General features: G+C 67.9%; 13 protein-coding genes and 1 pseudogene. 13 read left to right on the plus strand and 1 reads right to left on the minus strand.

Annotation, left to right across the window (positions count from 1 at the left end):
* Positions 1-45 precede the first annotated feature (45 nt).
* The 9 genes and pseudogenes from thrS (at position 46) to pdxT (ending at position 8,980) form a co-directional block, all read left to right on the plus strand.
* Positions 46-2,097 carry a threonine--tRNA ligase gene (thrS, locus tag AB4Z09_RS05245; RefSeq protein ID WP_114724174.1) on the plus strand — a complete coding sequence of 684 codons (2,052 nt, stop codon included), beginning with the start codon at positions 46-48 and terminating at the stop codon, positions 2,095-2,097.
* The gene (locus tag AB4Z09_RS05250; RefSeq protein WP_302675483.1) at positions 2,094-2,654 is read left to right on the plus strand and encodes an HIT family protein; all 561 of its coding nucleotides are present in this window, start codon (positions 2,094-2,096) and stop codon (positions 2,652-2,654) included. The genes thrS and AB4Z09_RS05250 overlap by 4 nt, the downstream gene beginning before the upstream one ends.
* 103 nt (positions 2,655-2,757) lie before the next feature.
* Complete coding sequence (gene pgsA, locus AB4Z09_RS05255; RefSeq protein ID WP_114724172.1) at positions 2,758-3,450, plus strand: phosphatidylinositol phosphate synthase; 693 nt, start codon at positions 2,758-2,760, stop codon at positions 3,448-3,450.
* Complete coding sequence (locus AB4Z09_RS05260; protein WP_442239307.1) at positions 3,447-4,352, plus strand: phosphatidylinositol mannoside acyltransferase; 906 nt, start codon at positions 3,447-3,449, stop codon at positions 4,350-4,352. Before pgsA ends, AB4Z09_RS05260 begins: the two co-directional genes overlap by 4 nt.
* Positions 4,349-5,476, plus strand: a complete 1,128-nt coding sequence (locus AB4Z09_RS05265; protein WP_114724170.1) for a glycosyltransferase family 4 protein — start codon at positions 4,349-4,351, stop codon at positions 5,474-5,476. The genes AB4Z09_RS05260 and AB4Z09_RS05265 overlap by 4 nt, the downstream gene beginning before the upstream one ends.
* Positions 5,473-6,292 (plus strand): annotated as a pseudogene (locus AB4Z09_RS05270) (exopolyphosphatase). Before AB4Z09_RS05265 ends, AB4Z09_RS05270 begins: the two are co-directional and overlap by 4 nt.
* Before the next feature lie 159 nt (positions 6,293-6,451).
* Positions 6,452-7,354 (plus strand): pyridoxal 5'-phosphate synthase lyase subunit PdxS, encoded by a 903-nt coding sequence (gene pdxS, locus AB4Z09_RS05275; protein ID WP_174909860.1) that lies wholly within the window; start codon positions 6,452-6,454, stop codon positions 7,352-7,354.
* A gap of 108 nt (positions 7,355-7,462) precedes the next feature.
* Positions 7,463-8,284, plus strand: coding sequence for an acyl-CoA thioesterase (locus AB4Z09_RS05280; RefSeq protein WP_114722623.1), 822 nt, complete (start codon positions 7,463-7,465; stop codon positions 8,282-8,284).
* Positions 8,285-8,374: 90 nt separating this feature from the next.
* Positions 8,375-8,980, plus strand: a complete 606-nt coding sequence (gene pdxT / locus AB4Z09_RS05285) for a pyridoxal 5'-phosphate synthase glutaminase subunit PdxT (protein ID WP_114722624.1) — start codon at positions 8,375-8,377, stop codon at positions 8,978-8,980.
* Positions 8,981-9,011: 31 nt separating this feature from the next.
* Here pdxT and AB4Z09_RS05290 read toward each other — a convergent pair whose 3' ends face one another.
* Positions 9,012-10,046, minus strand: coding sequence for an alpha/beta hydrolase (locus AB4Z09_RS05290; RefSeq protein ID WP_442239308.1), 1,035 nt, complete (start codon positions 10,044-10,046; stop codon positions 9,012-9,014).
* A gap of 294 nt (positions 10,047-10,340) precedes the next feature.
* Here AB4Z09_RS05290 and AB4Z09_RS05295 point away from each other — a divergent pair, with 294 nt between their 5' ends.
* The 4 genes from AB4Z09_RS05295 to ruvB all read left to right on the plus strand — a co-directional run bounded on the left by AB4Z09_RS05295 (position 10,341) and on the right by ruvB (position 13,519).
* Complete coding sequence (locus AB4Z09_RS05295) at positions 10,341-11,093, plus strand: YebC/PmpR family DNA-binding transcriptional regulator (protein WP_114722626.1); 753 nt, start codon at positions 10,341-10,343, stop codon at positions 11,091-11,093.
* Positions 11,094-11,205: 112 nt separating this feature from the next.
* Positions 11,206-11,781 (plus strand): crossover junction endodeoxyribonuclease RuvC, encoded by a 576-nt coding sequence (gene ruvC / locus AB4Z09_RS05300; protein WP_114722627.1) that lies wholly within the window; start codon positions 11,206-11,208, stop codon positions 11,779-11,781.
* A complete protein-coding gene (gene ruvA / locus AB4Z09_RS05305; protein ID WP_114722628.1) occupies positions 11,778-12,383 on the plus strand; it encodes a Holliday junction branch migration protein RuvA in 606 nt (201 codons plus the stop codon). The genes ruvC and ruvA overlap by 4 nt, the downstream gene beginning before the upstream one ends.
* Positions 12,380-13,519: a Holliday junction branch migration DNA helicase RuvB gene (gene ruvB, locus AB4Z09_RS05310; protein ID WP_254622909.1), complete on the plus strand. Its 1,140-nt coding sequence runs from the start codon at positions 12,380-12,382 to the stop codon at positions 13,517-13,519. Before ruvA ends, ruvB begins: the two co-directional genes overlap by 4 nt.
* Positions 13,520-13,621: the final 102 nt, after the last annotated feature.

The raw sequence follows: 13,621 nt of genomic DNA on the forward strand, positions 1-13,621 counted from the left end.
GCCCCTCATCCCGGGGCACACCCTCATACCTAGGAGCGCATCGCCGTGACCACGCCCGCATCCGCCACCCCAGCCGCACGCGTCCGAGTGCCCGCCGGGACGACCGCGGGCACGGCGGTGCGCGAGGCCGGACTGCCCGGTAAGGGCTCCGACGCCGTCGTCGTCGTCCGCGATGCCGAGGGTCAGCTCAAGGACCTGTCCTGGATTCCCGACGTCGACGTCGAGGTCGAGGCGGTTGCCGCCGACACCGAGGACGGCCGCAGCGTGATCCGGCACTCGGCCGCGCACGTCCTCGCGCAGGCCGTGCAGCAGGAGTTCCCCGAGGCCAAGCTCGGCATCGGCCCGCCGATCAAGGACGGCTTCTACTACGACTTCCAGGTGGACCGCCCGTTCACGCCGGAGGATCTGGCGAAGCTCGAGAAGCGGATGAAGAAGATCATCAAGGATGCGCAGCGCTTCTCCCGCCGCGTCGTCGACGACATCGAGGACGCCCGCACCGAACTCGCGAACGAGCCGTTCAAGCTCGAGCTCATCAGCGACAAGTCGGGCATCGACGACCCCGAGGTCATGGAGGTCGGCGGCAACGAGCTGACGATCTACGACAACCTCAATCCGCGCACCGGCGAGGTGATCTGGAAGGACCTGTGCCGCGGCCCGCACATCCCGACCACGAAGTACATCCCGGCGTTCAAGATCACCCGCAGCTCGGCCGCGTACTGGCGCGGTGATCAGAGCCGTGAGGACCTGCAGCGCGTCTACGGCACGGCGTGGGAGTCGACCGAAGCGCTCGACAAGCACCTCGAGCTGCTCGCCGAGGCCGAGCGTCGCGACCACCGCAAGCTCGGTGCCGAGCTGGACCTGTTCTCCTTCCCCGACGAGCTGGGCTCCGGCCTGCCGGTGTTCCACCCCAAGGGCGGCATCATCCGTCAGGAGATGGAGAACTACTCCCGCCAGCGCCACGTGCAGGAGGGCTACGAGTTCGTCTACTCGCCGCACATCACCAAGGGACATCTGTACGAGGTCTCCGGTCACCTCGACTGGTACCGCGACGGCATGTTCCCGGCGATGCACATCGACGAGGAACTCAACGAGGACGGCACGGTGCGCAAGCCGGGCCAGGACTACTACCTCAAGCCGATGAACTGCCCGATGCACAACCTGGTCTTCGGGTCGCGTGGCCGTTCGTACCGCGAGCTGCCGCTGCGGCTGTTCGAGTTCGGTTCGGTGTACCGCTACGAGAAGTCCGGCGTCGTGCACGGCCTCACTCGCGTCCGCGGCATGACGCAGGACGACGCGCACATCTACTGCACCAAGGAGCAGATGCGCGACGAGCTGACCACGACGCTGAAGTTCGTGCTGGGCCTGCTCAAGGACTACGGCCTCGACGACTTCTACCTGGAGCTGTCGACCAAGAACCCCGACAAGTTCGTGGGCGACGACGCGCTGTGGGAAGAGGCGACCGAGACGCTGCGCGAGGTCGGTGAGGCGTCCGGGCTGAACCTGGTGCCGGATCCGGGCGGAGCCGCGTTCTACGGCCCCAAGATCTCCGTGCAGGTGCAGGACGCACTGGGCCGCAGCTGGCAGATGTCGACCATTCAGCTCGACTTCAACCTGCCCGAGCGGTTCGACCTCGAGTTCACCGGTTCGGACGGCACCAAGCAGCGACCGGTGATGATCCACCGCGCGCTGTTCGGCTCGATCGAGCGGTTCTTCGGCGTGCTCACCGAGCACTACGCGGGCGCGTTCCCGGCGTGGCTCGCGCCCGTCCAGGTGGTCGGTATCCCGGTCGCCGAGGCGTTCGAGGATCACCTGTTCGACGTCGTCAAGCAGCTCAAGGCCGCCGGCGTTCGGGCCGACGTGGACGTCAGCGACGACCGCATGCAGAAGAAGATCCGGAACCACACCACCCAGAAGGTGCCGTTCATGCTGCTCGCGGGCGAGCGGGACGTCGAGGCGGGCGCGGTCAGCTTCCGCTTCCGTGACGGCACCCAGGTCAACGGCGTACCGGTCGCGGATGCGGTCGAGACGATCGTGTCGTGGATCGGCCGTCGCGAGAACGCCTCGCCCACAGCCGAACTCGTCGGCGGTGCCCAGTGACCGAGCAGTCGAACGGCACCAACGAAGCCGGTGCGCTCGTCGACACGGGTCCGGGTGACCCGGATCGGCTGCAGCGGCTGTGGTCGCCGCACCGCATGTCGTACATCGCGGAGGCGCCCAAGACGTCCAGCACGAGCGAGGGCCCGTTCAGCGAGATCCCGAAGATGAGCGACGAAGAGGGGCTCATCGTCGCTCGTGGCGAGTCGGTGTACGCGGTGCTCAACCTGTACCCGTACAACCCCGGTCACCTGATGGTGGTGCCGTACCGGCGGGTCGCGGCGATCGAGGATCTGACGCCGGAGGAGAGCGCCGAGCTGATGGCGTTCACGCAGAAGGCGATCCGGGTCATCAAGCGGGTCTCGCGTCCGGACGGCTTCAACGTAGGACTCAATCTCGGGGCGGCGGCCGGAGGTTCGCTGGCCGAGCACCTGCACCAGCACATCGTTCCGCGCTGGGGTGGGGACGCGAACTTCATCACCATCCTCGGGGGTGCGAAGGTGATGCCGCAGTTGCTGCGCGAGACGCGTGCGCTGCTCGCGGGGGCCTGGAACGAGTGATCGACAGAGTCGGCCGGGTCCCTCGGGGATTCGGAATGGCAGGATCGGAAGCCGGGTCCGACAGGGCCCGGCACCTCTACCGGTGGCGAGAGGGGGGAGCGGAATGCTGAGTTTCTTCGGCCGTGCGTCGGTGTCCAAGGTGACGGCGCCGATGGGTCAGGCACTGGTGAAGACCGGGCTGACGCCGGACACGGTGACGGTGATCGGCACCGTCGCGAGTATCGCGGGTGCGCTCACGCTCTTCCCGTCCGGTCATTTGTTCTGGGGAACCATCTTCATCTGGTTCTTCGTGATGTTCGACATGCTCGACGGTGCCATGGCGCGTGCCCGAGGGGGCGGCACGCGCTACGGGGCGGTGCTCGATGCCACGTGCGACCGGATCGCCGACGGCGCGATCTTCGCCGGTCTGGCGTGGTGGGCCGTCTACCACGAGAACAGCAAGAGCCTGCTGATCGCGACATTGATCTGCCTCGTGAGCTCGCAGGTGATCTCGTACGCGAAGGCGCGGGCGGAGGCCAGCGGCCTGTCCGCGGACGGTGGGCTCATCGAGCGTCCGGACCGGTTGATCATCGTGCTCGTCGGTGCCGGACTCACCGGTATCGCAGGACATTTCGACATCGGCTGGTTGCACTGGGCGGTCTACGTCGCGATGTGGATCCTCGCCGTCGCGAGCATCATCACCGTCTTCCAGCGTGTCCTCGCGGTACGTAATTCGGCGGGTGCGCGGGATCTGCTGCCGATCGCACCGAAGGGTGTCGACGAGAAGCCCGGTGGCGGAGAGGAATCCGCGTCGTGACTTTCTCGGAACGGGTGACGGATCTCGGCTACGCGACGGGGTGGCGCGTCGTCCGAGCCCTGCCCGAGCGGGTGGCAACGGCATTGTTCGACGCGGGTGCCGACTTCGCGGCACGCCGGAACGGTGGCCCGCAGCAGTTGCGCCGGAACCTCGCTCGGGTGCTGGGTGTGCCGGCCGAGGACGTGCCGGACGAGGTGATCCGGGACTCCCTCCGGTCGTACGCCCGCTACTGGCGGGAAGCGTTCCGCCTGCCGTCGATGGATCTGGAGGCGACCGCGGCGGCGATCGATTCGAGTGTCGAGGGCCAGGAGTACCTCGAACACGCGATGGCCCAGGGCCGCGGTGCGGTACTGGCCTTGCCACACACCGGCAACTGGGACATGGCCGGCGTGTGGTGCACCCAGAACTGGGGTGGTCTGTCGACCGTGGCCGAACGCCTGAAGCCGGAGTCGCTGTACCAGCGCTTCGTCGACTACCGCGAGGGGCTCGGATTCGAGATCTTCCCACTCAGCGGTGGCGAGACCCCGCCGTTCGGCGAGCTCGCGGCACGCCTGCGGGACAACAAGATCGTGTGCCTGCTCGGCGAGCGGGACCTGGCCGCCAGGGGGGTTCCGGTCACGTTCTTCGGTGAACCGACCCGGATGCCCGCCGGGCCGGCGAAGCTCGCGATCGAAACCGGTGCGGCCCTGTTGCCCGTGCACTGCTGGTTCACGGACGACGGTTGGGGTTTCTCGGTCGATCCGCCGATCGACGTCTCGGGCGGGCTGAGCGCCGCCACCCAGGCGTTGGCGTCGCGTTTCGAGACGAACATCGCGGCGCACCCGGCAGACTGGCACATGCTCCAACCGCTGTGGTTGGACGACCTGTCGGCAGCCCGCCGGGCCCGGATGGAGTCGCGATGAAGATCGGCATGGTCTGCCCGTACTCCTTCGACGTTCCGGGCGGTGTGCAGGCGCACGTCGTCGAACTGGCACAGGTGCTGATCGAACGCGGTCACAAGGTGAGCGTCCTCGCGCCGGCGTCCGAGGGCACCGAACTCCCGGATTTCGTGGTCTCGGCCGGTCGGGCCGTCGCGATTCCCTACAACGGTTCGGTGGCCCGACTGACGTTCGGCCCCGTCTCCTATGCGCGGGTGCGCCGCTGGATCGCCGACAACGATTTCGACGTGCTCCACATCCACGAACCCAACGCGCCGAGCCTGTCGATGCTCGCAATGAAGATCGCGGAGGGGCCGATCGTCGCGACGTTCCACACGTCCACCACGAAATCGTTGGTGCTCAGCACTTTCCAGGGCGTCCTACAGCCCTATCTCGAGAAGATCAGCGGCCGGATCGCGGTGTCGGAACTGGCGCGTCGCTGGCAGGTCGAGTCGCTCGGCTCCGATGCGGTGGAGATCCCGAACGGCGTGGATGTGCCGGCGTTCGCGAACGCCGTACCGCTGCCCGGCTATCCGCGCCCCGGCAAGACGGTCCTGTTCCTCGGACGCTACGACGAATCCCGCAAGGGCATGGCGGTGTTGTTGGGGGCGCTGCCGACGCTCGCCGAGAAGTACCCGGACATCGAGATTCTCGTGGTGGGTCGCGGCGACGAGGACAAACTCCGCAAGGAAGCCGGACGGTACGCCCGGCACCTGCGCCTGCTCGGGCAGGTGAGCGACGCGGAGAAGGCGTCGGCGCTGCGCAGCGCCGACGTGTACTGCGCGCCCAACCTCGGCGGCGAGAGCTTCGGCATCGTGCTGGTGGAGGCGATGGCCGCCGGGACCCCGGTCGTGGCCAGCGAACTGGACGCGTTCCGCCGGGTGCTGCGCGACGGCACCGCGGGCCTGTTGGTGCCGGTCGGCGACTCGGTGTCGCTCGCCGCCGCGATCGACGGCGTCCTCGGCGACGACGGCCGCCGTCGCGCGCTCACCGACGTGGCGAGTGTAGTGGTGGCCGAGTACGACTGGCCGGTGGTCGCCGAGCAGATCCTGCGGGTCTACGAGACGGTCACCGTCGGCGGCAGCGGCGTCCGTGAGGTTCGCTCGTGACATTCTCCGCGATGACGATCCTGATCCTCGCGCTGGTTGCCGCGGTGATCGTGACGGTCGGGGCGTGGGCCTATGCGACCGCCAATCGGCTCGACCGGTTGCACGTGCGCTCCGATCTGTCCTGGCAGGCCCTCGATGCCGCGCTCGCGCGCCGGGCCGTCGTGGTCCGCGCGATCGCGTCGGCGATGACGTCCACCTCGGTCGAGGGCAAGCGACTGTCGGCGTTGGCGGACCAGGCCGAACGGGCGGACCGGGCGCATCGAGAGGTCGCCGAGAACGCGCTGTCCGGCGCTCTGACGGCGCTCGACACCCATCGTCTGCGACCCCAGCTGGTCGCCGAGCTGGCCGACGCCGAGGCGCGGGTACTGATCGCGCGGCGCTTCCACAACGACGCCGTGCGCGACACCCTCGCCCTGCGCACGCGCCGACCGGTGCGGTGGCTCCACCTGGGCGGTACCGCACCGCTGCCGACGTACTTCGAGATCGCCGAACGGTCCGAGCCGTCGGGGCTCGAGCTCGCCGAGGTCCGGACCGTTGTGGCGGCGCGTCGCGATCTTCCCGTTCGCGGGTGAACTGATCCGGTCCGAGGAACTGTTCTTCGCCGCGCAGACCGACGAGTTCGTCCCGCACCGAGGCGGATTCACCGAACTGGAACAGCGCACGATCAGCGAACACCGGTGGTGCACCGGGGCCGAGATCCGTGCGATCCAGAACGGTGGGGAGGCGGTGTATCCGCAGGATCTGCCCGATCTGCTGGAGGAGGCGAACATGGCGGTTATCCGGATCGAAGAACCCGAGGTTCGCGCGATCCGGTGATGTGACCGACGCCACAGCAAGCCAGCTATCTGGCACTGGATATGGGTGGTTCCGCGACGGCGTCCTAGAATTGCCAATGCGCTGTGGTGCCGCGACGGCCCGTCAGCGTCAGAAGTGTCAGATCTTCATCCGAAGCCGGCGAGAACCCAGGAGTTTGCTGTGAGCACCCCCGACACCACCCCCACTACCGGCACTGCACGCGTCAAGCGGGGCATGGCCGAGATGCTCAAGGGCGGCGTCATCATGGACGTGGTCACCGCCGAGCAGGCCAAGATCGCCGAGGACGCCGGCGCTGTCGCGGTCATGGCGCTCGAGCGTGTGCCCGCCGACATCCGCGCGCAGGGCGGCGTCTCGCGCATGTCGGACCCGGACATGATCGACGGCATCATCGAGGCCGTCTCCATCCCCGTGATGGCCAAGGCCCGCATCGGCCACTTCGTCGAGGCGCAGATCCTGCAGTCCCTCGGCGTGGACTACATCGACGAGTCCGAGGTCCTCACCCCGGCCGACTACGAGAACCACATCGACAAGTTCTCGTTCACCGTCCCGTTCGTGTGTGGCGCCACCAACCTCGGCGAGGCCCTGCGTCGCATCAACGAGGGCGCGGCGATGATCCGCTCCAAGGGCGAGGCCGGCACCGGCGACGTCTCCAACGCCACCACCCACATGCGCAAGATCCGCCAGGAGATCCGCCGCCTGACCTCGCTGCCCGAGGACGAACTGTACGTCGCGGCCAAGGAACTGCAGGCCCCCTACGACCTCGTCGTCGAGGTCGCCAAGGCCGGCAAGCTGCCCGTCACCCTGTTCACCGCCGGCGGCATCGCGACCCCCGCGGACGCAGCGATGATGATGCAGCTCGGCGCCGAGGGCGTGTTCGTCGGCTCCGGCATCTTCAAGTCCGGCAACCCCGCCGAGCGCGCCGCCGCGATCGTCAAGGCCACCACCTTCCACGACGACCCCGACGTGCTCGCCAAGGTCTCCCGCGGACTCGGCGAGGCCATGGTCGGCATCAACGTCGACGACATCCCGCAGCCGCACCGCCTCGCCGAGCGCGGCTGGTGATCTGACTTCGGTCGATCGAGATCTCTGACGCGGTGAGGGCCCGAAGCGGCCCTCACCGCGTTTCTCTTTGCGCGTTGCTAGCCTGATCCATCGGCGAAAGGGACCGTCATGGCGAAGATCGAACAGATCCTGGAACTCGAGCGACTCGAGAAGGACATCTTCCGCGGTATCGCAACCGAGACGATGCTCCCGCGGACCTTCGGCGGCCAGGTGGCCGGCCAGGCGCTGGTGTCCGCGGTGCGCACCGTGGACGAACAGTTCCACGTCCATTCGCTGCACGGGTACTTCCTGCGCCCGGGCAACCCGGTGATGCCGATCGTCTACCTGGTGGACCGGATCCGGGACGGCCGCTCGTTCGTGACGCGGCGGGTCACAGCAGTTCAGGACGGCCAGGCGATCTTCACGATGTCCGCCTCGTTCCACGTCCTCGACGAGGGAATCGAGCACCGGGACGAGATGCCGCCGGTGCCCGATCCGGAGGACCTGCCGGACGCGTCGACCCTCACGTCGGAGGAGCAGTCGTGGGAGTTCCGCGAGTGGGCCGATTGGGACCTGCGGTACGTGCCGGCCGAGCAGATCCAGCGCCGTCGCGGGGTGCCGGTGCAGCAGCAGGTGTGGTTCCGGTCCCGCGAGGCGCTCCCGGACGACCCCGTCTTCCACATCTGCACCCTCGCGTACATGAGTGACATGACGCTGCTGGCCTCGGCGAGCACCACCCATCCGGACGCGCAGATCCAGAGCGCGTCACTCGATCACGCGTTGTGGTTCATGCGGCCGTTCCGGGCCGACGACTGGCTCCTCTACGACCAGTCGTCGCCGTCGGCGGGCTTCGGGCGCGCGCTCACCCAGGGCCGCATCTTCAACCGCGAAGGTGTTCTGGTGGCCGCGGTGGTTCAGGAAGGGCTCACCCGGTTCCTGCGGCGGGACTGATCGCGGGCGTCCGGCGCGTGCACCGGCGTCCTCGCGCGGCTGATAGCGTTTCCGGGGTCAATAGCCTCGAATAGTGCAGGAATTTCACTCGTGACAAATCAACCGACGATCGGCGTGCTCGCACTACAGGGCGACGTTCGCGAACACCTCGCGGCACTCGAATCGAGTGGGGCGCGAGCGATCGGTGTGCGCAGGCTCGCGGAACTCGAATCCGTGGACGGACTGGTCATTCCGGGCGGTGAGTCGACGACCATGAGTCGGTTGCTGACGGTCTTCGAACTGCTCGAGCCGCTCCGTGCCCGACTCAAGGCCGGCATGCCCGCCTACGGTTCGTGCGCGGGCATGATCCTGCTCGCCAGTGAAGTCCTCGACACGCGGCCCGACGCCGAGCACCTCAACGGTCTCGATATGACGGTGCGGCGCAACGCTTTCGGTCGCCAGGTGGATTCGTTCGAGGCCGATCTCGATTTCGACGGTATCGATGGCGACCCGGTACGCGCCGTGTTCATCCGCGCCCCGTGGGTGGAGCGGGTCGGTCCCGGCGTCGACGTGCTGGCGCGGGTACCGGAAGGCCCTGCCGCCGGACACATCGTCGCGGTGCGGCAGGGCACCGTCCTGGCCACGTCGTTCCATCCCGAGGTCACCGGGGACCGGCGTGTGCACGGGCTGTTCGTGGACATGGTGCGGGGGAACTGACCCCCCGCACCGGGTCACCGGCGGGCGACCGTCACCACGCGTTCAGGGTGTCCAGGATCTGGGGACGGGACTTCCACAGTTCCTCCGACCAGTACCCCCACGCGTGGGTGCCGCGTGGGGTGAAGTCGTACGTCGCGGGAATACCGAGGCTGTCCAACCGAACCTGGAATGAGCGCGTGTTCGCCAAGGCGATCGTCTCGAGTCCCATGGCGTTGGACGTGTTGAACGAGGTCACCGAGCCGGACGAGCCCAGCGATCCCGACGGGTCGGACGATCCCAGTGAGCCGAGCAGCGCACCTGGGGCGTCGTACTGTCCGGGCAGTCCGTTGCCCGACGCGATGTACAGCGACAGGCCGCGAAGCTGCGGTGCGAACACGAACGGGTCGTTGCGCATCCAGGCCCCGTTCCAGGGCGGACCCCACATCGAGTCGGAGTTGTAGCCACCGGAGTCGAGCATCGCGATGCGGATCAACTCGCGCATGCCGGGAGCCGACAGATTGAGGTAGCCGGAGTACGAACCGGCGAACTTGAACTGGTCGCGGTGATACGCGGCGAGGGTCAGTGCGGCCGAGCCGCCCATCGACAGACCGGTCACCGCGTTGTTGCTGCGCGAGACGCCGCGGGTTTCGAGGTACGCGGGCAGATCCCGGGTGAGGAATGTTTCCCACTTGTAAGTGATCTTCTGCCCGTTGAAGTTGCTGGGCGCGTACCAGTCCGAATAGAAGCTGGACTGGCCGCCGACCGGCAACACCAGGGTGACGTTGTCGAGGCGGAACTGGTCGAACGCGTTGGTCTCGAAGCTCCACGCGTTCGCGTCGTCGCGGGCGCGCATGCCGTCGAGCAGGTACAGCGCGGCGTTCCCGCCGCGCGACGCCCACTGGATCTGGACCTTGATCGGGCCCATCTCCGAATTGACGAACACTTCCTCGTAGCCGCCCGCCGGCGCGGCCGATGCGACCGGGGCCCCGGCGATGGCCGCGAACAGCGGAAGCGCGAGTGCCGCTGCTGCGACACCGATCAGACGCTTCTTCAGTCGCTTCGAGAAACCTGCTCTGTCAGTGCGCATTCGTTCGCCTTTCCCCCAACGGCCTGGCATGTTGTCGTGTGCGCCCCCGCGCGAAATGCCGTTCCGTCGTCATCGATGTCCAGTCACGGATGTCCCTGGAAGGCTTCCAACGAACCGGACGGACTGTCCACCGAACCTATCAAGAGGTATCGGATCGTGACCTTCGCTCGGAGGCGGTGTATCCGGCGTGGAGAGGTATGCAGGTAGCATCGAACATCCGACAAATGTGCAGTCGATTTCGTCGTGGGATTTGTCGTATCTGCCACGGCGCACTGCAGGAAGGGGCTCCCACGAATGAGCGGCCACTCCAAATGGGCCACCACCAAGCACAAGAAGGCCGTGATCGACGCCAAGCGCGGCAAAGCCTTCGCGAAGCTGATCAAGAACATCGAGGTGGCGGCTCGTACCGGTGGCGGTGACCCGGCGGGCAACCCGACGCTGTACGACGCCATCCAGAAGGCCAAGAAGACCTCGGTTCCCAACGACAACATCGAGCGTGCGCGCAAGCGCGGCGCCGGTGAAGAGGCGGGCGGCGCGGACTGGCAGACCATCATGTACGAGGGCTACGGCCCGAACGGTGTCGCGGTGCTCATCGAATGTCTCACCGACAACCGCAACCGTGCGGCCGGTGAGGTCCGTACCGCGATGACCCGCAACGGCGGCAACATGGCCGATCCGGGCTCGGTGTCCTACCTCTTCACCCGCAAGGGCGTCGTGGTGCTCGAGAAGAACGGTCGCACCGAGGACGATCTTCTGGAGATCGTGCTCGAGGCCGGCGCCGAGGAGATCAACGATCTCGGTGACTCGTTCGAGATCGTGTGCGAGGCCGGGGACCTGATCCCCGTGCGCACCGCGCTCGTCGATGCCGGCGTCGACTACGAGTCGGCCGACCCCGACTTCCGGGCATCCGTGGAGGTCCCCGTCGACGTCGAGGGCGCCCGCAAGGTGTTCAAGCTGGTCGACGCTCTCGAGGAATCCGACGACGTCCAGAACGTCTACACCAACGTGGACGTCTCCGACGAGGTTCTCGCCGAACTCGACGCGTAGTTCCACCTCGCGCAGCGGACGCTCCGGCGCCCGGCTGCGTGTTGGTACATCCACCCGCGCCCACCTCCCGCTATGATCGAACAGCTGTTCGGAAATGGCGAGAGGTGGGCGCGTGCGTGTTCTGGGAGTCGACCCCGGCCTGACGCGGTGCGGGTTCGGCGTCGTGGACTCCGGTCGAGGTCGTGCGGTGATACCCGTCGCGGTGGACGTCGTTCGCACGCCGCCGGACATGGAGCTGTCCCAGCGCCTGCTGGGGATCTCGAATGCCGCCGACGAGTGGCTCGACAGGTACCGGCCCACCGTCGTCGCCGTCGAGCGGGTGTTCTCGCAGCACAATGTGCGGACCGCGATGGCGACCGCGCAGGCCGGCGGGGTCGTCGCGTTGGCTGCGGCCAAGCGGGGGATCGATGTGTGCTTCCACACCCCCAGCCAGGTCAAGGCGGCCGTCACGGGCAGCGGAACCGCGGACAAGAAGCAGGTGACCGCGATGATCACCCGCATCCTGGGGCTCGATACCGCGCCCAAACCGGCCGACGCGGCGGACGCGCTCGCGCTCGCGATCTGCCATTGTTGGCGCGCTCCGATGCTCGATCGGATGGCCGCGGCCGAGGCCGCCGCCGCCGAACAGAAGCGACGGTACGAAATGCGGCTGAAGCAAGTCGCCGCGGGGAAGGCAGGAACACGGTGATCGCTTCGGTACGGGGTGAGGTCCTCGAGATCGGGTTGGACCACGCGGTGATCGAGGCCGCGGGCGTCGGCTATCGCGTCAACGCCACACCCGCCACGTTGGCGACGCTGCGGCGCGGTGACGATGCACGACTGCTGACCGCGATGATCGTCCGTGAGGATTCGATGACGCTGTACGGCTTTGCCGACGCGGAATCCCGGGATCTGTTCGGCCTCCTGCAGACGGTGTCCGGTGTCGGCCCACGGCTGGCGATGGCGATCCTCGCGGTGCTCGAGCCCGTGGCCCTGCGCAAGGCACTCGCCGAGGGCAATGTCACGGCCTTGACCCGGGTGCCCGGCATCGGCAAGCGCGGCGCGGAGCGGATGGTCGTCGAGTTGCGGGACAAGGTCGAGGCCGTCCCGGCTGCCGGGGACCTGCCGGGCGCGGCGCCGGGCGGATCTCCGAGTGTCGTGCGCGATGACGTCGTCGAGGCGCTCACCGGCCTCGGCTTCCGGCTCGACCAGGCCGAGAAGGCGACCGACACGGTCGTGGCCGCCGACCCGACCGCCACGACGTCGGTCGTGCTGCGCTCCGCGCTGGCGCTGCTCGGTAAGACACGATGAATTTCGACGCCGGGCACGGCGACGAAGCGTCGGACATCCACGCCGACGGGTCTGCCGGTTCCGAGGTCACCGCCAACTTCGTCGCGTCGGACGGTGAGATCGAGGCCAGCCTGCGGCCCAAGAGCCTGACCGATTTCATCGGCCAGCCGCGGGTGCGTGAACAGCTTCAGTTGGTGCTCACCGGCGCGAAGATGCGCGGCGGGACGCCGGACCACATCCTGCTTTCCGGTCCGCCCGGGCTGGGCAAGACCAGCATGGCGATGATCATCGCGGCCGAACTCGGGACGTCGCTGCGCCTCACGTCCGGGCCGGCGCTCGAGCGTGCCGGCGATCTCGCGGCGATGCTGAGCAATCTCGTCGAGGGCGACGTGTTGTTCATCGACGAGATCCATCGGATCGCGCGTCCCGCCGAGGAGATGCTGTACCTGGCGATGGAGGATTTCCGGGTCGACGTCGTGGTCGGCAAGGGGCCGGGTGCGACGTCCATTCCTCTCGAGGTGGCGCCGTTCACGCTGGTCGGGGCCACGACGCGGTCCGGCGCGCTCACCGGCCCGCTGCGCGACCGGTTCGGCTTCACCGCTCACATGGACTTCTACGAGCCCGCCGAGTTGGAGCAGATCCTGCTGCGGTCGGCGGGCATTCTCGGCGTCGATCTCGGACCCGAGGCGAGCGCGGAGATCGCCGGCCGATCGCGGGGCACACCCCGTATCGCGAACCGTCTGCTGCGTCGCGTCCGCGACTACGCGGAGGTGCGGGCCGACGGCATCGTCACCTGCGAGGTGGCCCAGGCGGCCCTCGCGGTGTACGACGTGGACGCTCTCGGTCTCGACCGTCTCGACCGGGCGGTGCTCGGCGCACTCGTGCGGAGCTTCGGCGGCGGACCGGTCGGTGTTTCGACGCTCGCCGTCGCGGTGGGGGAGGAGCCGGCGACGGTCGAGGAGGTGTGCGAGCCGTTCCTGGTGCGGGCCGGCATGATCGCCCGGACCCCTCGCGGTCGAGTCGCGACCGCGGCGGCGTGGGCGCAGCTGGGGTTGACCCCGCCACCCGATGCCGCAGTCGGCGGAATCGAGGTGCGTGCCCGGGAGCCGCAGCTGGGCTTGTTCGACTCGGGGGAGCCCGACACCGAGGAACGCTGAGCGGGTTCGTCCGGCGCTCCCGTGACGCTTGTTCGATATGAGCGAAATGGGATCGGTGCCGAATTCCCTTTCGACGGCCCTGCTAATGGCACACTGGTGGGT

The sequence above is a fragment of the Rhodococcus sp. TAF43 genome (genome assembly GCF_052113525.1).
Classification (GTDB): domain Bacteria; phylum Actinomycetota; class Actinomycetes; order Mycobacteriales; family Mycobacteriaceae; genus Prescottella.